Annotated in this window: 13 protein-coding genes, 2 tRNA genes and 3 rRNA genes; 8 read left to right on the top strand and 10 right to left on the bottom strand. The window is 40.5% G+C overall.

Features of this window, described 5'->3' with window-relative positions; translation table 11 throughout:
- The first annotated feature begins 79 nt into the window (after positions 1–79).
- Both hisS and acs read left to right on the top strand, forming a co-directional pair.
- Entirely contained in the window at positions 80–1,447 is a 1,368-nt protein-coding gene (hisS, locus tag MQE36_RS15320; RefSeq protein WP_242936843.1) for a histidine--tRNA ligase, read from the top strand.
- A gap of 116 nt (positions 1,448–1,563) precedes the next feature.
- Positions 1,564–3,474 (top strand): acetate--CoA ligase, encoded by a 1,911-nt coding sequence (gene acs / locus MQE36_RS15315; protein WP_242936842.1) that lies wholly within the window; start codon positions 1,564–1,566, stop codon positions 3,472–3,474.
- 163 nt (positions 3,475–3,637) lie between these two features.
- On the opposite strand, the gene MQE36_RS15310 is transcribed toward acs, so the two are convergent.
- The 4 genes from MQE36_RS15310 to MQE36_RS15295 all read right to left on the bottom strand — a co-directional run bounded on the left by MQE36_RS15310 (position 3,638) and on the right by MQE36_RS15295 (position 8,040).
- The gene (locus MQE36_RS15310) at positions 3,638–4,303 is read right to left on the bottom strand and encodes a 3'-5' exonuclease (protein WP_242936841.1); all 666 of its coding nucleotides are present in this window, start codon (positions 4,301–4,303) and stop codon (positions 3,638–3,640) included.
- On the bottom strand, positions 4,300–6,216 hold the full coding sequence (locus MQE36_RS15305; RefSeq protein ID WP_242936840.1) for a DUF294 nucleotidyltransferase-like domain-containing protein: 1,917 nt from the start codon (positions 6,214–6,216) through the stop codon (positions 4,300–4,302). Before MQE36_RS15305 ends, MQE36_RS15310 begins: the two co-directional genes overlap by 4 nt.
- A 184-nt stretch (positions 6,217–6,400) precedes the next feature.
- Entirely contained in the window at positions 6,401–6,952 is a 552-nt protein-coding gene (locus tag MQE36_RS15300; RefSeq protein WP_242936839.1) for an NUDIX hydrolase, read from the bottom strand.
- Positions 6,952–8,040: a M42 family metallopeptidase gene (locus MQE36_RS15295; protein ID WP_242936838.1), complete on the bottom strand. Its 1,089-nt coding sequence runs from the start codon at positions 8,038–8,040 to the stop codon at positions 6,952–6,954. The genes MQE36_RS15300 and MQE36_RS15295 overlap by 1 nt, the downstream gene beginning before the upstream one ends.
- 99 nt (positions 8,041–8,139) lie before the next feature.
- Between MQE36_RS15295 and MQE36_RS15290 the strand changes: the two genes are divergently transcribed.
- The 6 genes from MQE36_RS15290 (at position 8,140) to rrf (ending at position 14,615) form a co-directional block, all read left to right on the top strand.
- Complete coding sequence (locus MQE36_RS15290; RefSeq protein WP_242936837.1) at positions 8,140–8,805, top strand: DUF4294 domain-containing protein; 666 nt, start codon at positions 8,140–8,142, stop codon at positions 8,803–8,805.
- A 641-nt stretch (positions 8,806–9,446) separates the two neighbouring features.
- Positions 9,447–10,967: ribosomal RNA gene (locus tag MQE36_RS15285) — 16S ribosomal RNA — on the top strand.
- Between the two features lie 153 nt (positions 10,968–11,120).
- A tRNA-Ile gene (locus tag MQE36_RS15280) sits at positions 11,121–11,194 on the top strand.
- A 136-nt stretch (positions 11,195–11,330) separates the two neighbouring features.
- A tRNA-Ala gene (locus MQE36_RS15275) sits at positions 11,331–11,404 on the top strand.
- A 191-nt stretch (positions 11,405–11,595) separates the two neighbouring features.
- Positions 11,596–14,422 (top strand): 23S ribosomal RNA (locus MQE36_RS15270).
- A gap of 85 nt (positions 14,423–14,507) precedes the next feature.
- Positions 14,508–14,615: ribosomal RNA gene (gene rrf / locus MQE36_RS15265) — 5S ribosomal RNA — on the top strand.
- The 16S, 23S and 5S rRNA genes sit together here with 2 tRNA genes alongside, the layout of an rRNA operon.
- A gap of 114 nt (positions 14,616–14,729) precedes the next feature.
- Here the strand turns inward: rrf and MQE36_RS15260 are convergent.
- From MQE36_RS15260 to MQE36_RS15235, 6 genes are all read right to left on the bottom strand, one after another.
- The gene (locus tag MQE36_RS15260) at positions 14,730–15,716 is read right to left on the bottom strand and encodes an ISAon1 family transposase (RefSeq protein WP_242936836.1); all 987 of its coding nucleotides are present in this window, start codon (positions 15,714–15,716) and stop codon (positions 14,730–14,732) included.
- Positions 15,697–16,056 carry an ISAon1 family transposase N-terminal region protein gene (locus tag MQE36_RS15255; RefSeq protein WP_242935916.1) on the bottom strand — a complete coding sequence of 120 codons (360 nt, stop codon included), beginning with the start codon at positions 16,054–16,056 and terminating at the stop codon, positions 15,697–15,699. Before MQE36_RS15255 ends, MQE36_RS15260 begins: the two co-directional genes overlap by 20 nt.
- Before the next feature lie 123 nt (positions 16,057–16,179).
- A complete protein-coding gene (locus tag MQE36_RS15250) occupies positions 16,180–18,408 on the bottom strand; it encodes an NADP-dependent isocitrate dehydrogenase (protein WP_242936835.1) in 2,229 nt (742 codons plus the stop codon).
- Between the two features lie 550 nt (positions 18,409–18,958).
- Positions 18,959–19,309 (bottom strand): 50S ribosomal protein L19, encoded by a 351-nt coding sequence (gene rplS, locus MQE36_RS15245; RefSeq protein ID WP_242936834.1) that lies wholly within the window; start codon positions 19,307–19,309, stop codon positions 18,959–18,961.
- Positions 19,310–19,426: 117 nt separating this feature from the next.
- A complete protein-coding gene (gene trmD, locus MQE36_RS15240) occupies positions 19,427–20,104 on the bottom strand; it encodes a tRNA (guanosine(37)-N1)-methyltransferase TrmD (protein ID WP_242938866.1) in 678 nt (225 codons plus the stop codon).
- A 101-nt stretch (positions 20,105–20,205) separates the two neighbouring features.
- Positions 20,206–20,820 carry a tRNA (guanine-N1)-methyltransferase gene (locus MQE36_RS15235; protein WP_242936833.1) on the bottom strand — a complete coding sequence of 205 codons (615 nt, stop codon included), beginning with the start codon at positions 20,818–20,820 and terminating at the stop codon, positions 20,206–20,208.
- Positions 20,821–20,858 lie beyond the last annotated feature (38 nt).

The following is a 20,858-nucleotide window of genomic DNA, read 5'->3' as shown; positions in this document are numbered from 1 at the left end:
GCTCTCATTTATAAACAGAATGAAGACCTCCCGATTGCGCTCGGGGTAACAAAGAAGCACTTTTATTAAAAATAAACACATGGCACAAAAACCAGGCATACCGAAAGGAACCAGAGATTTTACTCCGGCAGAAGTATCAAAACGCAATTATATTATAAATACCATTAAGGAACATTTTCAGACTTTCGGATTTCAACCTATCGAGACGCCTAGTTTTGAGAATCTGGAAACTTTGATGGGGAAATATGGAGAAGAAGGCGACCGGTTGATTTTTAAGATCCTTAATTCGGGCGATTACCTGTCTAAGGTCCGTGATGAAGTGTACCAGAGTAAAGATTCTAATAAGCTGGCTTTGAAAATCACCGAAAAGGCATTGCGATATGACCTTACGGTACCTTTCGCGCGTTATGTGGTGATGCATCAGAATGAGATTACGTTTCCTTTTAAGCGATATCAGGTGCAACCGGTATGGAGGGCAGACAAGCCGCAAAAAGGACGTTTCAGAGAATTTTATCAATGCGACGCCGATGTGGTAGGCTCCGGATCTTTATGGCAGGAAGTAGAATTTGTACAGTTGTACGATACTGTTTTTTCCAGCCTTAAACTTGAAGGGGTAACCATTAAGATGAATAACAGAAAGATACTATCGGGTATTGCAGAGGTGATTGGCGCCAAGGATAAACTTATTGATTTTACGGTAGCCCTTGATAAGCTTGATAAAATAGGAGAAGAAGGAGTTAAAGAAGAAATGATCCGAAAAGGCATTTCTGAAGAGGCCATTGAAAAGGTTCGGCCGTTATTTAATTTTAGCGGAACGAATGCTGATAAACTGGAACAGCTTAAGAACATGCTGAGTACTTCTGAAGAAGGCACCAGGGGAGTAGAGGAATTAAACTTTATAGTTAATGCCATTGAGGTTTTAGGATTAATATCGGCTTCACTGGATATAGATGTTACATTGGCGAGGGGACTTAACTATTATACCGGAGCTATTTTTGAGGTGGCTGCTCCTAAAAGAGTCAGAATGGGATCGATAGGAGGGGGAGGCCGTTATGACGACCTTACCGGAATATTCGGATTGAAAGATGTAAGTGGTGTAGGCATTTCCTTCGGACTTGACAGAATCTACCTGGTACTGGAAGAACTGAACTTGTTTCCGGAAACAGTTTCAAAAGAACTGGATGTGTTGTTTATTAATTTTGGAGAGAAGGAAGCTATGCAATCCATGAAGGTTATAAAAAACCTGAGAATGAACGGAATAAATGCTGAATTGTACCCCGATACGTCCAAAATGAACAAGCAGATGAAGTATGCTAATAAGAGGAACGTTCCGAAAGTAATAATGATAGGAGAGCAAGAGCTGAATGATCATACTTTTGTTTTGAAGGATATGGAAAAAGGGTCACAAGAAACACATCCCCTTGAAAATATACAAAACCTGTTTTAACAAAAAGCCACGAAAATGTGGCTTTTTCTAATTTTAACCATTAGATTGTTATGATAGTTTCTTCAATTTTATAAATTTATGCGTCTTTAATTGAAAATATTATAATAAAGCATAAAATGAGTAACTATCACATTAAAAGTTTTGATGAGTATTATCATGTTTACAGAAAATCTGTAAGAGAACCTGAGAACTTCTGGGAAGAGGTAGCTGAAGAACATTTTCTTTGGCGTAAAAAGTGGGATAAGGTTCTTAGCTGGGATTTTAATAAGCCCGAAATTAAATGGTTTGAAAATGCAAAACTGAATATTACAGAAAACTGTATTGACAGGCATTTACATATCAGGTCGGATAAGACAGCAATCTTATGGGAGCCGAATGACCCAAACGAGCCTGCCGAGCATATTACCTACAAAGATTTATACCACCGTGTAAACAAATTTGCTAACGTATTAAAATCTCAGGGAATTCAAAAAGGAGATCGGGTATGTATTTACCTGCCAATGATCCCTGAACTGGCCGTAGCTGTTTTAGCTTGTGCCAGAATCGGTGCTATTCATTCGGTAGTATTTGCAGGGTTTTCTTCTACGGCGCTGGCAACAAGAATTAATGATTCTACTTGTAAAATGGTCATTACTTCCGACGGAAGTTACAGGGGGAGTAAGAGTATAGATCTTAAGGGGATCGTTGATGCAGCTCTTGAAGATTGTCCCGGTGTAGCGTCGGTATTGGTTGTTAAGCGTATCGATTCTGAGATCAATATGAAGGAAGGCAGAGATCAATGGGTACAACCATTATTGGATGAAGCAAGTGATATATGTACTCCTGAGATTATGGATGCAGAAGATCCGTTATTCATTCTCTATACTTCGGGTTCGACGGGAAGACCAAAAGGGATGTTGCATACAACAGGAGGGTATATGGTTTACACCGCCTATACATTTAAAAACGTTTTTCAATACCGGGAAGATGACGTGTATTGGTGTACTGCAGACGTAGGCTGGATAACAGGGCATAGTTATATTATATACGGTCCGTTAGCGAATGGTGCAACGACAGTCATGTTTGAAGGAGTGCCTTCATATCCCGATTCCGGAAGGTTTTGGGAGATCGTTCAAAAGCATAAGGTAAACCAGTTCTACACGGCACCGACTGCCATCAGGGCTTTGGCCAAAGAAGATGTTGGATTGGTAGAAAAATACGATTTATCTTCTTTAAAAGTACTAGGTTCGGTGGGAGAACCGATCAATGAAGAAGCATGGCATTGGTATGATAATCATGTGGGAAAAAAGAAATGCCCGATTGTTGATACCTGGTGGCAGACAGAAACCGGTGGTATCATGGTTTCGCCAATCCCATTTGTGACGCCTACCAAGCCTACCTATGCAACCCTTCCGATGCCTGGTATTCAACCGGCTTTAATGGATGAGAACGGAGAGGAAGTAAAAGGAAATCAGGTAGACGGACGATTGTGTATTAAGTTTCCTTGGCCGGGAATGGCGCGTAGCGTATGGGGAGACCACCAACGTTTTAAAGATACTTATTTTAGCGCATTCGAAAATAAATATTTTACAGGAGACGGTGCATTGAGAGATGAGGTAGGCTATTATCGTATTACCGGCAGGGTTGATGACGTTATTATTGTTTCAGGACATAATTTGGGAACTGCTCCGATTGAAGATGCGATTAACGAACATCCTGCAGTAGCGGAATCTGCCATTGTAGGTTTTCCGCATGACGTTAAAGGAAATGCGTTGTACGGATATGTAATGCTGAAAGACATAGGAGAGTACAGAGACCGGGATAATTTACGAAAAGAGATTAACCAGCAGATTTCCGATAAGATCGGACCTATAGCCAAACTTGATAAGATTCAGTTTGTAAGCGGACTGCCAAAAACAAGAAGTGGTAAGATCATGAGGCGTATACTGAGAAAGATAGCTTCTAAAGACACCGCCAACCTGGGAGACACCTCTACTTTATTAAATCCGGATGTCGTAGAGAAGATCATGGAAGATGTATTAGTATAACTGAAAGGGAGGATGTCTAAAAAGTGTTATTTGTTGTTTGTTCGGGTTCAGCCGGAAACTAGTTGCGTCTGATTATCATTAGGTTTCGACTTTAATTTATCCTGAACGATAGCCGAAGGGCTCAACCTGACATACAGTAATTATAAGACTTTTTAGGCATCCTTTATATTTTCAGTAAATCCTTTGTAGTTAATTTTCCGTTTTTATTTAACTGGCCTATTATTCTTATAAAAGCCATGGCAGTAATATATGCATCACCTGCTGCTGTATGGCGGTCTTTGACTTCTATATTATAATTTTCCGCAATTTCGTCCAGGCTGTAGTTTTTGTCCCGGTCAATGAGATTAGAAGTAATTCGCGTAGCCTTGAATAAGATCATAGTGTCGAGTACTTTGTTTTTCAGTCTGGGTAATGCCATTCTTTTTAATATCTGGTTAAGCATCCCTATATCGAAACCTGCATGATGTGCTACTAAAACTGCATTTTCGATATATTTCAGGAAAAGTTTCATAGCGTCTTCTTCATCGAGCATGCTGACTTTTTCATTTTTAATGATGCCGTGAATAGCTACTGTTTGCGGATTAAAGCGATCTTGTTTAATATATATCTCGAAACTTTCTGAAAGATCGATGCGATTGTTTAATAATGTGATGGCACCAATGCTTAAAATACGATCTTCTTTATAATCGAAACCAGTAGTTTCCGTATCTAAAATTACAAAGCGTACCTCCTTTATATTTTCAGGAAGTTTTTGATTACAGAGGTCCTGGTATGCGCGCCAGTAATCAGGGAGTGTTTCCCTGTTTCTTTTCTTGAACCAGTTTATCATAAGAAATGACTTAGGTTGAACCTGAATTTAATTAATTCCTGCACCTGAGTGATGATTTTGAAGCAGCGTTTTAACTTCATTTTTTCTTCCTTGGTGAGTGCTGCCAACTCTATATAGCGTCCACTGTCATTATGCATTAAGCCGTGTTTTGTTCTGAATTTTAATAACGACTTGGCTACATAAGAGCAGGAGAGGTATAACTCTTTGTTTTCCGGTTCCAGTTGCGCCAACTTCTCGAATCGTTCGGCTGTGTTATTGATGTTCTTTACCCGATGCTGAAGGATTAAAAGCCTCCCTGCGTCAGTAATAGGCATGAGAGCTCTTTTTTTAAGATCGAACAAATCTTTGTGCTCCCCGTCTTTTTCGACAAGAAACTGCCTGAAGAATCCCATGGGAGAAGGATTTCTCAGGGCACTTACTCCAAGCATCGAAAGAAAGCGCTGATTGTCTTTGGTAATGTCGAAAATATGGTCTGCGAGACTTGTAGTGAGAGAGGAATTGCCATAAGATATATCGTAGTCGAAGAAAATAGAGCATAATAGAATTTCATCGTCACCCGCAGTGGAGGTCCATTTTGTAAATTGTTTTTTCCATTCCGACAGACTTAAGGTCCACTTAGGGTTTCTTGCCATCATGTCGGCATTGCAATATTCGTATCCTATGATATTAAGTCTTTTGGTTACTTTTTTGGCCAGCAATAAAAAATACGCTCTGACCTCTTCTGATTTATCAGCCGGAACATCCTCGAAAATGATTGCATTGTCCTGATCCGTATGGAGTAATTGTTCTTTTCTTCCCTGGCTTCCCAGTGAAATCCATGCAAATTCAACCGGAGGTTCCCCTATTTTCTCGACGGTTCTGTCTATAACCCTTTTAATGGTGGCGTCGTTCAGTTCGAAAATTATTTTAGATATGTGTGTAAGAGGAATGTTCTGCCGGATATATCCTTTTAAGAGTACCTGAATTTTTTTATGTATGGCTTTTAGTTTTTTGGTACTGTTGGCCTTTTGAATGGCTTTCATCAATACTGAGGGATTGTTCCCTTGCATAAGAACAATATCGTGGTCTGAAACTATTCCTATAACTTTAGAGTTAGACGTACCGTCTTTGGTAATGCATAAATGACTCACATTATGTTTCATCATGCTTATTTGTGCCTGAGCGATGGTCGTGTGTTTGGGGTAGCATAAAACGGGTGAAGACATTATTTCAGATACAGGTCTATCTATGGCAACAATACCGGTGGCGACCAGGTTTCTAAAATCTTTATCTGTTACAATCCCCAGTGGCACCCCGTTTTCTTTCAGGATGACAGAACTTACTTTTTTACTGTTCATCAACTGAGCCACCTCCTTAATAATTGTAGACGGTTGGGCCCAGACAACTTTCTTTACATATTTTACGGGTTGTAAGTCGAATATTTCAGGGTCGTTTTTCAGTATAACGTCGTCGTCTGCATATAATTTTTTGGTGTATTCTTTAGAAAAAGGGTCTTTGGTGTTAGAGGCAAAACTTTCAATTAAAAAGTTGCCAATATTCAGGTTTTGTGTTACAATTGGTTTAAAGGTGTCTATAGGTATACCATATACAATAGATTCTTCTTCGGCAATAGCAGTAATCGCATAGCTCTCATTGGCAAAAAGTGGTCTCAGGCCAAAGATGTCACCTTCATCACAATAATCAACGGTCTTAACCTTATCCTGTTCTTCGCGTTTCAATTCAACAGCTCCCTTGTGTACTACATAAAACTGGTCATGCCCGTTCTCATCTTGTTTGTAGACAATACTGTCTTTTTCGAGATATGTAATCCGGACTTGCCCGGAGATCTCTATCAATTGCTCCTTACTAAGTAAATCGAAGGGGGGGTATCGCTTTAAAAAATCTGCGACTCTTTCAGCTATGGTGTTTTTCATGTATTTAAAAAATTTCTGCCCAACGGAAAACGGTGCAAAAATTTCATGTGCAGCTGTTGCCGTTACGCTCCGTACATGAATAGTGTTTATCATAATTTGATATCAAATCTGATTAAAAAAAATCCATGTTGGTTTCATGGTACTAAAATACTTAAAAAGCAATTGCTTGAAAAGTGTGTTTTTGTTACATTTTTATCGCTTGCTGCAAACGCTCAAAAACCAATTCGCAATACGCTTCATCCAAAACAACATAGTGATTGCTTGCGTGTTTTTTGTTGATCTCAGAGGTATATTCCCGAAGAGGTATTAATTTTATAGCGTCGACTTCAGATGCTTGCAAAGTCAGTGTATCTATAGGAACTTTTAATTCAGCTATATATATATGGTGAAATTCTGCATCTATAATAGTGCCGTGGGTACTTGTATGTTTGTGTGTTCCGATTTTGTGAAGATCCGATTCCTCGAGTTTTAATCCTAATTCTTCTTCAACCTCCCTTATCGCAGAGGTAAGAATTGATTCTCCTGCCGAAATATGACCGGCTACAGATACATCCCACAATCCTGGAAATGTATTTTTGGTAGCAACGCGCTTCTGGATTAAAACCTCTCCCTTGTTGGTATAGAGCCAGACATGAATGGTAGGGTGGAAAAGGCCCAGTTTATGGGCCTCAGACTTTAATATCGATTTTCCGGTATAATTACCCTGATCGTCTAATATGTCTACATATTCATCCATCAGTCAAAATAGCTAAAGCTTTTGTTCGGATCGATTTTCAAAATAGACTCGTAGATGAGTCTAATAACATTTTCAACGTCTTCCCTGTGAACCATTTCTACGGTAGTATGCATGTATCTTAGCGGTAAAGAAATAAGGGCAGATGCCACACCGCCATTGCTATATGCGAAAGCATCCGTATCAGTTCCTGTAAATCTGGAGGCTGCCATGCGCTGGAAAGGGATTTTCTTTTCTTCAGCTGTTTCTATAATAAGTTCGCGAAGCTTATTTTGAACTGCCGGGGCATAAGAAATTACAGGACCTTTCCCTATCTCGGCAAGGCCTTGTTTTTTCTTATTGATCATTGGTGTTGTAGTATCGTGGGTAACATCAGTAACAATAGCGACATTGGGTTTTATGGTCTGTGTAATCATTTCAGCTCCCCTTAACCCGATTTCTTCCTGAACAGAATTCGTAATATATAAGCCAAAAGGCAAATCTACCTTATTCTCATGTAAAAGGCGTGCTACTTCGGCAATCATAAATCCGCCGGCTCTGTTATCGATTGCCCGGCATACAAACTTATTGTCGTTTAAAATAAAGAATTCATCAGGATAGGTAATCACGCAACCAACATGAACTCCCATTTTTTCTACTTCCTCTTTATCTTTTGCTCCTATATCGATAAAGATATTATCTAATTTCGGGGTCTCTTCTTTTTCATTAGTTCTGGTATGGATAGCCGGCCATCCGAAAACTCCTTTTACAATACCTTTCTTTGTATGTATGTTGACTACTTTAGAAGGAGCTATCTGATGATCGCTTCCCCCGTTCCTGATAACATATATTAAACCATTGTCGGTAATATAATTTACATACCATGAAATCTCGTCTGAGTGTCCTTCGATAACGACCTTAAAAGGGGCATCAGGATTGATAACTCCCACGGCAGTTCCGTAGGTGTCGGTAATAAAGGTGTCTACATAAGGTTTCAGATACTCCATCCAGATTTTTTGACCCTCCCATTCATATCCTGTAGGGGCTGCATTGTTTAGATATTTCTCTAAGAAGTTGATTGATTTCTTGTTGATGATTTTCTTTTTCGCCATAAGTCAAAAATTTAGTTCACGAAATTAGCAATATTCACATACATTTAATAGTTAAGGCTATGGTATTTTATTATTTTTGAATGATTTTAAGTTGCTTAGATGAAGAGGATCATATTTTTTATACTAACCCTTTCGGTGTTCTGTGTCCAGGCTCAGGTGGAAGAGCCTGCCGATACTACCCGGACATTATATTTTGTCGACGGAGATTCTATTCCGGTACCGGAAATTGTATTGGAGCCGGTGTATATTTTTCAACCGTTAAAGTTTAATGACAGGAAAGAAAGGATACAGTATTATATATTAAGGAGGAAAACCATCAAGGTATATCCTTATGCCAAGTTGGCGGCAGAACGATTGGTTCAGCTTAATGAGCGCCTTGAGCAAATAGAATCGAAGCGCAAGCGGAGACAATACACAAAGAGACTGCAGAAATATATGGAGGAAGAGTTTACCGAAGAGTTAAAGAAGCTAACAAGGACTGAAGGACAGATTCTGGTAAAGTTAATTCACAGGCAAACGGGGGTAACGACATTTGATCTTGTTAAAGAGCTAAGAAGCGGATGGAGGGCTTTCTGGTATAATACGACGGCCAGTATGTTTGATATATCATTAAAAGAGGAGTTTCATCCGGAATCGGTTCATGAAGATTACCTGATAGAAGATATACTGCAAAGAGCCTTTGCTGTAAACAGGATTCCAAGACAGCCTTCAGTTTTAGATTATGACTATGCAACACTAACTAATAAGTGGGCGAACAGGCAATAAAAAAATAGTTGTGTAACTAAAATAGTTTTTATAACTTAGCTTTCCTCAAATTTTTTCAGGCGCATTTTTTTGTGTTTCAATCGTTTAGATTCAGGCGATTGTTTTTATTGAAATAAATATTAAAAAATAGTTGTTTTAATGTAAAAAAGAGTTCTATATTTGCACCCGCTTTGAGAGAGAGACGATGCGTTGGGATAAGCGAAGTTCATAGACATAGTGCGGGATATAGAAGATTAAGGCGATAAAATTTTCAGAAAAAAAACTGAAAAAAAAGTTTGCTGAAAAGAAAAAGAGTTTTTACATTTGCACCCGCTTTGAGAGGCACGAAATTAACGGGTTTTGAGGAGTGAGTTCATTGAGATGGAGCGGTGTAAAAATGGTTTAAAACCGGCCGAAAATTTTTTTCAAAAAAAGCAAAAAAAGATTTGGTTTAAATGAAAAAGAGTTTCTATATTTGCACCCGCTTTACGAAAGGGTAGAGCGACACAAAAAGAGAGAGAACGTAAGTTTCTTTATATAATAAGAGAAGTTCATTGATATATTGTTGACAGCACAATTTTTGGTAAGACAAGAATTAAAACAAAAAAGACAACGTCATACTTGAGTAAGGACTTATAGTTGGGAATAATATTTAAAGATTAACAACGAAGAGTTTGATCCTGGCTCAGGATGAACGCTAGCGGCAGGCCTAACACATGCAAGTCGAGGGGTAGAGATCAGCTTGCTGATTTTGAGACCGGCGCACGGGTGCGTAACGCGTATGCAACCTACCTTTTACAGGGGGATAGCCCAGAGAAATTTGGATTAATACCCCATAAGATTATTTAATGGCATCATATAGATAATTAAAGCTACGGCGGTAAAAGATGGGCATGCGTCCTATTAGCTAGATGGAGTGGTAACGGCACCCCATGGCGACGATAGGTAGGGGTCCTGAGAGGGAGATCCCCCACACTGGTACTGAGACACGGACCAGACTCCTACGGGAGGCAGCAGTGAGGAATATTGGACAATGGTCGGAAGACTGATCCAGCCATGCCGCGTGCAGGAAGACTGCCCTATGGGTTGTAAACTGCTTTTATACAGGAAGAATAAGCTCTACGAGTAGAGTGATGACGGTACTGTAAGAATAAGCATCGGCTAACTCCGTGCCAGCAGCCGCGGTAATACGGAGGATGCAAGCGTTATCCGGAATCATTGGGTTTAAAGGGTCCGTAGGCGGGCTAATAAGTCAGAGGTGAAAGTTTGCCGCTCAACGGTAAAATTGCCTTTGATACTGTTAGTCTTGAATGGTTGTGAAGTGGTTAGAATAAGTAGTGTAGCGGTGAAATGCATAGATATTACTTAGAATACCAATTGCGAAGGCAGATCACTAACAACTGATTGACGCTGATGGACGAAAGCGTGGGGAGCGAACAGGATTAGATACCCTGGTAGTCCACGCCGTAAACGATGGATACTAGCTGTTTGCCTTTCGGGGTGAGTGGCTAAGCGAAAGTGATAAGTATCCCACCTGGGGAGTACGCTCGCAAGAGTGAAACTCAAAGGAATTGACGGGGGCCCGCACAAGCGGTGGAGCATGTGGTTTAATTCGATGATACGCGAGGAACCTTACCAGGGCTTAAATGTAGATTGACAGGTTTAGAGATAGACTTTTCTTCGGACAATTTACAAGGTGCTGCATGGTTGTCGTCAGCTCGTGCCGTGAGGTGTCAGGTTAAGTCCTATAACGAGCGCAACCCTTGCCGTTAGTTGCCATCAGGTTATGCTGGGGACTCTAACGGGACTGCCGGTGCAAACCGCGAGGAAGGTGGGGATGACGTCAAATCATCACGGCCCTTACGTCCTGGGCTACACACGTGCTACAATGGTAGGTACAGAGAGCAGCCACTTGGTGACAAGGAGCGAATCTATAAAGCCTATCACAGTTCGGATCGTAGTCTGCAACTCGACTACGTGAAGCTGGAATCGCTAGTAATCGGATATCAGCCATGATCCGGTGAATACGTTCCCGGGCCTTGTACACACCGCCCGTCAAGCCATGGAAGCTGGGGGTACCTGAAGTCGGTCACCGCAAGGAGCTGCCTAGGGTAAAACTAGTGACTGGGGCTAAGTCGTAACAAGGTAGCCGTACCGGAAGGTGCGGCTGGAACACCTCCTTTCTAGAGAAAACTGACTGAGGTTTTTATAAGGGTTTGATGTTGTTTTTTAGCTGTCAATAAGAAGATTGAGGATGATAAATTAAGAATAGTAATAAGATTTATTCATTTATGAAGTTTTTTATTAGTTTTTAATTACTCATTATTAATTGATAAAGTCTCGTAGCTCAGCTGGTTAGAGCGCTACACTGATAATGTAGAGGTCGGCAGTTCGAGTCTGCCCGAGACTACGGAAGTAGTTCAAGGGAATTACGATTAAAAGTTCATTGATTGAAATATTGGAAATTTTAGAAGTTGAGCACTAGTTTACAGTACACGGTTTACAGTACGCAGTACCTGAATACTGTTATACTGCCGACTGATTAAGGGGAATTAGCTCAGCTGGCTAGAGCGCCTGCCTTGCACGCAGGAGGTCATCGGTTCGACTCCGATATTCTCCACAAGGCAATGCCTTGAGATGTTAAGTTTCAAGGGTATTGCGACAGAGTTGGTTACTGACTTATGGTCGGTGTCGGCTCTTTATAAAGTTCATTGACATATTGAGATAAAGATATACGAGAAAAGCAAACAAGTAGAATAGAATCAAAGAATACGGTATTGCATTAATGATAATGTGATACAGCAAAAGTACAATAAGCTAAATAAGGGCGTATGGGGGATGCCTAGGCTCTCAGAGGCGAAGAAGGACGTGGTAAGCTGCGAAAAGTTGCGGGGAATGGCACACACATATTGATCCGCAAATGTCCGAATGGGGCAACCCGGCTGGTTGAAGGCCAGTCACATCGTAAGATGAGCAAACCCGGAGAACTGAAACATCTAAGTACCCGGAGGAGAAGAAAACAAAAGTGATTCCGTTAGTAGTGGCGAGCGAACGCGGATTAGCCCAAACCAATGCGGTTACGGCTGTATTGGGGTTGTAGGACTGCGCTATCTGGTGCATATTGAATGAGAACACTTTGGAAAGAGTGACCATAGAGGGTGATAGTCCCGTATTGGTAAGATATGTTACTGGTAGCAGTATCCTGAGTAAGGCGGGGCACGTGAAACCCTGTTTGAATTTGGCGGGACCATCCGCTAAGGCTAAATACTCCTGAGAGACCGATAGTGAACCAGTACCGTGAGGGAAAGGTGAAAAGCACCCTGAATAAGGGAGTGAAAGAGAACCTGAAACCATACGCTTACAAGCGGTCGGAGCCCCATTAGGGGTGACGGCGTGCCTTTTGCATAATGAGCCTACGAGTTACTGTTACTAGCGAGGTTAAGTACTTCAGGTACGGATCCGTAGCGAAAGCGAGTCTGAATAGGGCGCTATAGTTAGTAGTAGTAGACGCGAAACCGAGTGATCTACCCATGGGCAGGGTGAAGCTGTGGTAACACACAGTGGAGGCCCGAACCCGTTGACGTTGAAAAGTCTTGGGATGACCTGTGGGTAGGGGTGAAAGGCCAATCAAACTCGGAAATAGCTCGTACTCCCCGAAATGCATTTAGGTGCAGCGTTAGTATAGTTATATAGAGGTAGAGCTACTGATTGGATGCGGGGGCTTCACCGCCTACCAATTCCTGACAAACTCCGAATGCTATATAATGTTTACTAGCAGTGAGGGCTAGGGTGCTAAGGTCCTAGTCCGAAAGGGAAAGAACCCGGACCATCAGCTAAGGTCCCCAAGTGTATACTAAGTTGAATAAACGCGGTCTGATTGCTTAGACAGCTAGGATGTTGGCTTGGAAGCAGCCATTCATTTAAAGAGTGCGTAACAGCTCACTAGTCGAGCGATCGGGCATGGATAATAATCGGGCATAAGTATACCACCGAAGCTATGGATTTGTATTAATACAAGTGGTAGGGGAGCATTCTATGGGCGTTGAAGGTTTACTGTGAGGTATGCTGGAGCGCATAGAAAAGAAAATGTAGGCATAAGTAACGATAATGCGGGCGAGAAACCCGCACGCCGAAAAACCAAGGTTTCCTCAGCTATGCTAATCAGCTGAGGGTTAGTCAGGGCCTAACGCGAACCCGAAGGGGGTAGTGGATGGACAACAGGTTAATATTCCTGTACCTGCATAACAATAAAAGTGACGAAGGTGAGTGGTTGGTGCGTACTGATGGAATAGTACGTTGAAGGACTTGAAAGGGTCCGATAGTACACTAAGGCTACGGCCGCGGTGATAATCCAGCGAATCGACTTCCAAGAAAAGCGAGTTATGCAGCCTGTACCGTAAACCGACACAGGTGGTTGGGATGAGTATTCTAAGGCGCTCGAGAGATTCATGGCTAAGGAACTAGGCAAAATCGACCTGTAACTTCGGGAGAAAGGTCGCCCCACTCCGGTGGGGCCGCAGTGAAAAGGTCCAGGCGACTGTTTATCAAAAACACAGGGCTCTGCGAAATCGAAAGATGAAGTATAGGGCCTGACACCTGCCCGGTGCTGGAAGGTTAAGAGGAGATGTTATCTTCGGAGAAGCATTGAATTGAAGCCCCAGTAAACGGCGGCCGTAACTATAACGGTCCTAAGGTAGCGAAATTCCTTGTCGGGTAAGTTCCGACCTGCACGAATGGTGTAACGATCTGGACACTGTCTCGGCCATGAGCTCGGTGAAATTGTAGTATCGGTGAAGATGCCGATTACCCGCAGTGGGACGAAAAGACCCCGTGAACCTTTACTATAGCTTCGTATTGACTTTGGATAAGTGATGTGTAGGATAGGTGGGAGACTTTGAAGCAGCATCGCCAGGTGTTGTGGAGTCATTGTTGAAATACCACCCTTCGCTTATTCGGAGCCTAACCCCATGTATATGGGGGACAGTTCGTGGTGGGTAGTTTGACTGGGGTGGTCGCCTCCAAAAGCGTAACGGAGGCTTCTAAAGGTTCCCTCAGCACGCTTGGTAACCGTGCGTAGAGTGCAATGGCATAAGGGAGCTTGACTGAGAGACCTACAAGTCGATCAGGTGCGAAAGCAGAGCATAGTGATCCGGTGGTTCCGAATGGAAGGGCCATCGCTCAAAGGATAAAAGGTACTCCGGGGATAACAGGCTGATCTCCCCAAGAGCTCACATCGACGGGGGTTTGGCACCTCGATGTCGGCTCGTCACATCCTGGGGCTGGAGAAGGTCCCAAGGGTTGGGCTGTTCGCCCATTAAAGTGGCACGCGAGCTGGGTTCAGAACGTCGTGAGACAGTTCGGTCTCTATCTACTGTGGGCGTTAGAAATTTGAGTGGACCTGACTCTAGTACGAGAGGACCGAGTTGGACTAACCTCTGGTGTAGCTGTTGTTCTGCCAAGAGCATTGCAGCGTAGCTATGTTGGGAAGGGATAAGCGCTGAAAGCATATAAGCGCGAAACCCGCCACAAGATGAGATTTCTTTAAAGGGTCGTTGGAGATGACAACGTTGATAGGCTATAGGTGGAAGTGCAGTAATGTATGGAGCCGAGTAGTACTAATTACCCGTAAGCTTATGTACTGATTCTTTTTCTTGTTAAAATCTTATAAATTTTTATCTCAATATGTTACCTTATTAAAGTAGGCATTAAGTCACTTAAAGACTTAAGGTGGTTACAGCGGTGGGGCTCACCTCTTCCCATTCCGAACAGAGCAGTTAAGCCCACCAGCGCAGATGGTACTACGAAAGTGGGAGAGTATGTCGCCGCCTTCTTTGAAAACCCTTTATCATAACGATAAAGGGTTTTTTGTTTTTTATACTTCCCTTTTTTTACCTTTTCTGCCGGAGGCTATGCAGAAAATTACGGATCATACCCAATTGTTGTGTTTATGCAAAAATTGTAGTTAATCTATAAAGGAAGAATTCTACATTTTTCACTCCTCTAAACTGTGCTCTGAACGCTTTTATTTTAGCATTGAAAGATTCAGCCGAAGCATTGGTGCTCCTGTTTATAAAATAATTCAAGATCGAGTTATAGTTCATAGTTATCGTATTAGCTATGGTGTTAAAAGCTTTAAACCCTGTTTGTTCTACATCCTTATACCAGTGTGCTAACTTGGTGTAAGCAGTTTGTATAGAGGTAGCTGTATTGAATATGTTTCTTAATCCTTGTACTAAATCATATGCTTTTTTGATGTCGGGGTATTGTTCAAAGAGGATTTTGGATCGTATGTGTTGATTTTGTGTCCAATTGTTGGGTGCTTTATAGAGTAGATACCTACTTCTAGCCAAGAGTTGTTTTCTGGTATCCCCATTAGGAAAGGTTTTTGGAATGAACACTTTTTGTGTACTCTTACTTTGTTTAATTTGTTCATTTTCTAGGTCAATAGCTTCCCATCGATGTTTGATTCTAATATCTTGTAGTGCTTCTAGGGCTAGTTTTTGTACATGAAATCGATCTGTTACCTGTATGGCTTTAGGGAAGCATTTTTTGACAATCATTTTCATTGAATGTGCCATATCCAAAGTAATCTCTTTTACCTTATCTCTAAGTGTCTTTGGGATTTTAAGCAGTTGTTCTATAATAGGTTCAGCTTTGGTTCCCGCAAGTATAGCTACAATAGCACCTTTCTTACCTTTAGCTTTTTTATTAGTAATAATAGTGTAGAGTTCTCCTTTGGATAGAGCGGTCTCATCAATAGATAAATACTTACCCATATTCTCAGGAAAGATTAACCAGTCTTTAGCGTGGGACTTTTGCCTCCACTCTTTAAAATTACTTAGATAATCTCGATAGTGTCGTTGTAACTTCTTGCCATTAACTCCATAAAACCCACCTATGGTGTGGCAATCATTAGTCTTGGTACTGACCAAGTGCTTTTAAAAAAGCAGCGAACTCTACGGTCATACGAGTTCCCTGCGCTACCAAATCCCAATTTCGATGCACAGCTTGCCCTGTGGTTTTGTCTAGCCATCGACGGCGCTTGATATGTAAATAAACATGCTTGCCACGAACGGGGAAATCCTGAATGGTGATTGCTTTATGAAAACCGTGTGAAATAAGTATCTCAGAGGAAAGTTCTTTTGGAATATCATTCTTCTCCTCAAAATAAAGATGAAGAACATCTTTGTTTATTTCATGCTTAGCAATATCGAAATGAGTAATTAATAGTTCAGGTAAGAGAACCTTTAGTAAGTCAATGTATGGATCCAATAAAGTCAGTTTTTAAAACAAAGATCATACTATAAATTCAATTTACACACAACTTTTGAGATTGATCCAAAAAAAGCCCTCCTAAACAAGGAGGACTTTAATAAAACTATGTTGATAATTTAGTTACGCTATACTTTCAAGGATTTTATTCAGGGTTTCACTAGGTCTCATAGCTTTAGTGGTTTTTTCTATTTCCGGCAGGTAATAGCCTCCAATATTCTCCTTGTGGCCCTGTGCACCATTTAATTCATTAATGATGGTTTTCTCATTTTCAATTAATGCCTTAGCAACAGGCTCGAATTGAGCTTTTAATTCACCATCTTCATTTTGATCGGCCAATGCCTGGGCCCAGTACATTCCCATGTAAAAATGACTACCTCTGGTATCTAACTCACCAACTTTTCGGGAAGGAGACTTGTCCTTGTCAAGGAGTGTTTCGGTTCCTTTATCGAGAGCGTCTGCCAATACTTTCGCTTTTGAATTATTGTTGGTTTCGGCAAAGTGCTCCAACGATACAGCCAAGGCTAAAAACTCTCCTAAGGAATCCCATCGTAGGTGCCCCTCTTCTAAAAATTGCTGTACGTGCTTAGGTGCTGAACCACCGGCACCGGTTTCAAATAAACCTCCGCCGTTCATTAGTGGTACAATGGAAAGCATTTTAGCACTGGTGCCTACTTCAAGAATAGGAAATAGGTCTGTTAAGTAATCCCTAAGGACGTTCCCAGTTACTGAGATGGTATCTTTACCGTCTATTATACGCTCTAAAGTGAAGTTCGTAGCCTGTACTGGCGACATGATAAATATGTCTAAACCAGTTGTGTCGTATTCCGGTAGATATTTTTCAACTTTTTTAATAAGTTCGGCATCATGGGCCCTGTTTTCATCTAACCAAAATACTGCCGGATCATTAGTGGCTCTGGCTCTGCTTACTGCTAATTTGATCCAGTCTTGTACAGGTAAATCTTTTACCTGGCACATTCTCCAGATATCACCTTCTTCAACGGTATGCTCTATCAGCACATCGCCATTTTCGTTAATTACCTGTACTTTACCGTTGGTATTTAATTCGAATGTTTTGTCATGAGATCCGTATTCTTCTGCTTTTTGAGCCATTAAACCTACGTTAGGAACTGTCCCCATGGTTGTAGGGTCTAAAGCTCCGTTTTCTTTACAGAAATCAATAGTGGCCTGATATACTCCGGCATAGCTGCTATCCGGTATCACTGCTTTTGTATCCTGAGCTTCTCCCTGAGCATTCCACATCCTGCCGGAATTTCTGATCATGGCAGGCATGGAGGCATCAATAATAATATCGCTTGGTACATGTAGGTTGGTAATTCCCTTATCAGAATTTACCATGGCAAGAGCAGGACCTTCATCTAAAATCTTTTTAAGATCATTTTGGATTTCCTCTTTTTTATCAGCCGGTAGTTTGTCCAAGCTGTCGATAAGATTCCCAAGTCCATTATTTTCTTCAACGCCTATTTTTTCAAAGAGTTCGCCGTATTTTTCAAACAAATCTTTAAAGAACACTTTTACTGCATGACCAAATATGATAGGATCGGAAACCTTCATCATTGTGGCTTTCATGTGCAGAGAGAAAAGTACGTTTTTGTCTTTTGCGTCCTGGACCTGTGCTTCGAGGAATTTGATCAATGCTTTTTTGCTCATTATGGTTGCATCGATGATTTCACCTTCCTGAATTTTCAGGTTCTCTTTTAACACGTTAACATTACCATCTTTTTTTACAAATTGGATGCTAATGGTTTGTGCTTTATCTGAAGTAAGCGATTTTTCATTAGATCTGAAGTCTCCGGAATTCATGGTGGCCACATGAGATACAGAGTCTGAACTCCATGCACCCATTGAATGAGGATTCTTTTTAGCGTAATTCTTAACTGCCTTAGGGGCGCGTCTGTCTGAATTTCCTTCACGTAGCACTGGGTTAACAGCACTACCTTTTATTTTGTCGTAACGAGACTTGGCTTCTTTTTCTTCATCTGTTTTAGGCTCATCCGGATAGCTTGGGATGTTATATCCTTTTGCTTGAAGCTCTTCGATAGCATCTCGAAGTTGAGGAATGGAGGCACTGATATTAGGAAGTTTGATGATATTGGCTTCCGGTTTTTTTACCAGTTCGCCTAATTCAGCAAGGGCATCGCCTACTTTTTGTTCATCATTTAAATATTCAGGGAAAGTAGCCAAGATTCTGCCTGCTAATGATATATCCTTGGTTTCTATGTTAATATTTGACGACTTGGTAAAAGCTTCTACAATAGAAAGCCAGGAATATGTTGCCAAGGCAGGAGCTTCATCGGTCTTCGTATAAAATATTTTAGGATTTTGTGACATTTGAATTGCGTAATATTTGTTTAAACGTCGCAAATATACATATTTTAAACTCTTTTTCAGACAGATATAGAGGGGAGTCTATGATAAAAAACAAAAAGCCATATCATTGTTTTTTTATTACGATGATATGGCTTCTGAAATAACAATATCTCCATATTTCGATGTATAAAAGCCCATCGATTTTGCAAACTCCAGTTGCGGTAAATACTATTATTTCAAAAAAAGCATCTCTATTATATGACAGATGCTACTTATATTCTTTAACTTCCTACTTCAACCGTGAAGTATTTATCCCGGTTATTTCGGCACTGACCAAGAAAATTGATTCAAACTTTCTGTCAAGCTCTTGTTCTATACATCATAGCAGTAGCTTTTCGAGACGTAATTAAAGAATAAAATTATTTTAAAGAACATAATGCCTAACAAAGCACTATAAATATAGTGATTATGCATCTGAAAATCAATAAGAATCGGCATTTTAACATAAGGGAAATAAAAGAGGCGCTTCACGAAGCGCCTCTTTTGTATTATAAAGAAATAATAGTCAGCATTATTTTCTAACCTCTTTAATTCTTGCTTTCTTACCGGTAAGATTTCTGAAGTAGAAGATACGAGCTCTACGAACCTTACCTCTTTTGTTGATTTCAACTTTTTGTAATGCCGGCATGTTTACTGGGAAAATCCTTTCCACACCAACTGTACCTGACATTTTTCTGATAGTAAAAGTTTCAGATGCTCCTGAACCTCTTCTTTGGATTACAACACCTCTGAAAAACTGAGTACGTGTTTTTTCACCTTCTTTAATTTCGTAATAAACAGTAATTGTATCACCTGCTGAAAATTCAGGAAATTCTTTTTTTTCTACAAACTGTTCTTGTACAAATTTTACTAACGGTTCCATGATTATAGTTTAATAATAATTAAATCGAAGTAACGTTCACGTCTATCGCCAGAGGTTATTTCGAAACGGATGCAAAGATAAGTTAATTATGTAGAATTAACAATTATTATCATGAAATTATTCTTCCAAAAGGTCTGGTCTTCTGTTTTTTGTATGTTCAAATGCCTTTTCTTCACGCCATTTTTCAATTTTCGGAAAGTTGCCGCTTAGGAGTATTTCCGGTACTTTCCAACCCTTGTAGTCAGCAGGCCTGGTGTAAACCGGGGGAGCGAGAAGGTTGTCCTGAAATGAATCTGTCAGCGCAGAGGTTTCATCATTAAGAACTCCTGGAATGAGGCGTATTACAGCATCACATAAAACGGCAGCTCCTAGCTCTCCTCCCGACAGTACATAATCTCCAATCGATATTTCCTTAGTAATAAAATGATCTCTTACCCTTTGGTCTACACCTTTGTAATGGCCGCAAAGAATTATAATATTACCTTTCAAAGACAGGGAATTGGCTACCTGCTGGTTGAGTCTTTCTCCATCGGGAGTCATATAAACCACTTCATCATACGTTCTTTCAGCTTTCAGTTTTGAGATGCATTTATCTATAGGCTCTATCATCATTACCATTCCGGCGCCTCCGCCAAACTGATAGTCATCTATCGTTTTGTAGTTGTTTGTCGTATAATCCCTTAAATTGTGGAAATGGACTTCTACAAGCCCTTTTTCTATGGCCCTTTTCAGGATGGAAGCTTCAAAGGGGCTTTTTAATAACTCGGGAAGGACAGTAATGATATCTATACGCATAATTCTATAAACTTCTGAGCTGCAAAGATGCGAAGAAACTTTGATATTGTCCATAAAAAAAGGCTCTTGTGAGAGAGCCTTTTGTGAGTTTTTAGCAGGTGTTATTTGGCTTTAGCTAATTTTTGCTTGTTGATCTCGTCTTGAAGCTGGCGTCTTGCTTTCTGTTCTCTTTCCAACGCATTTCTTCTGTATTCTTCATATTCTTCTTCTATGTCCTTAAGGTTGTTACGAGATTCTACAGTAACTTTATTGGCATTTCTGAACTTGTAGATGAATAAGAAGAGAACGGCTAGCAGGATGAATACCAAGCCCCACATCAGCGATTTATAATTTTGCTTCGAAATTAAGAGTCCGAAAAAAGAAATACTGTCTTTTTCTTCTTTAAGCTGGGTAAGCTGCGTATTCAATGAAGCGGCATCATCGTTAAGTTTATTGATCTCTCCTTTTTGGGTTGTATTTAACTTTTTAACGGCTGCCAGTTCGTTTTTGAAAGTATTTAAAGAGTCAATTACATTTTTTTTGAGCGTAGTAAGCCAAACCTTTTTTACTACTTTATAGTTCTGATAGTTATTTGACTTTTGATAAACGTATTCAAACTGATCATTTACATTACCTTCGGTAAGAGATAGGGTATTATTTTCGCTTTCTTGGGCATGAACTGCTGCAATGGTAAATAAAAATAAAGCTAAAACTCTCATTTTCTGTATCCTTTTCATTTTCTGTAAATTTAATTTGGGGTTGCAAATATACGTTT

The organism is Zhouia spongiae, assembly GCF_022760175.1.
Classification (GTDB): Bacteria; Bacteroidota; Bacteroidia; order Flavobacteriales; family Flavobacteriaceae; genus Zhouia; species Zhouia spongiae.
This window is presented reverse-complemented; position numbering and strand designations above follow the sequence as displayed.

What these genes read in the sequence shown, in the direction of transcription:
- hisS (WP_242936843.1), top strand. Translation starts at nt 80, where the DNA reads ATGGCACAAAAACCAGGCATACCGAAAGGAACCAGAGATTTTACTCCG.
- acs (WP_242936842.1), top strand. Translation starts at nt 1,564, where the DNA reads ATGAGTAACTATCACATTAAAAGTTTTGATGAGTATTATCATGTTTAC.
- MQE36_RS15310 (WP_242936841.1), bottom strand. Translation starts at nt 4,303, where the DNA reads ATGATAAACTGGTTCAAGAAAAGAAACAGGGAAACACTCCCTGATTAC.
- MQE36_RS15305 (WP_242936840.1), bottom strand. Translation starts at nt 6,216, where the DNA reads ATGAAAAACACCATAGCTGAAAGAGTCGCAGATTTTTTAAAGCGATAC.
- MQE36_RS15300 (WP_242936839.1), bottom strand. Translation starts at nt 6,952, where the DNA reads ATGGATGAATATGTAGACATATTAGACGATCAGGGTAATTATACCGGA.
- MQE36_RS15295 (WP_242936838.1), bottom strand. Translation starts at nt 8,040, where the DNA reads ATGGCGAAAAAGAAAATCATCAACAAGAAATCAATCAACTTCTTAGAG.
- MQE36_RS15290 (WP_242936837.1), top strand. Translation starts at nt 8,140, where the DNA reads ATGAAGAGGATCATATTTTTTATACTAACCCTTTCGGTGTTCTGTGTC.
- MQE36_RS15250 (WP_242936835.1), bottom strand. Translation starts at nt 18,408, where the DNA reads ATGTCACAAAATCCTAAAATATTTTATACGAAGACCGATGAAGCTCCT.
- rplS (WP_242936834.1), bottom strand. Translation starts at nt 19,309, where the DNA reads ATGGAACCGTTAGTAAAATTTGTACAAGAACAGTTTGTAGAAAAAAAA.
- trmD (WP_242938866.1), bottom strand. Translation starts at nt 20,104, where the DNA reads ATGCGTATAGATATCATTACTGTCCTTCCCGAGTTATTAAAAAGCCCC.
- MQE36_RS15235 (WP_242936833.1), bottom strand. Translation starts at nt 20,820, where the DNA reads ATGAAAAGGATACAGAAAATGAGAGTTTTAGCTTTATTTTTATTTACC.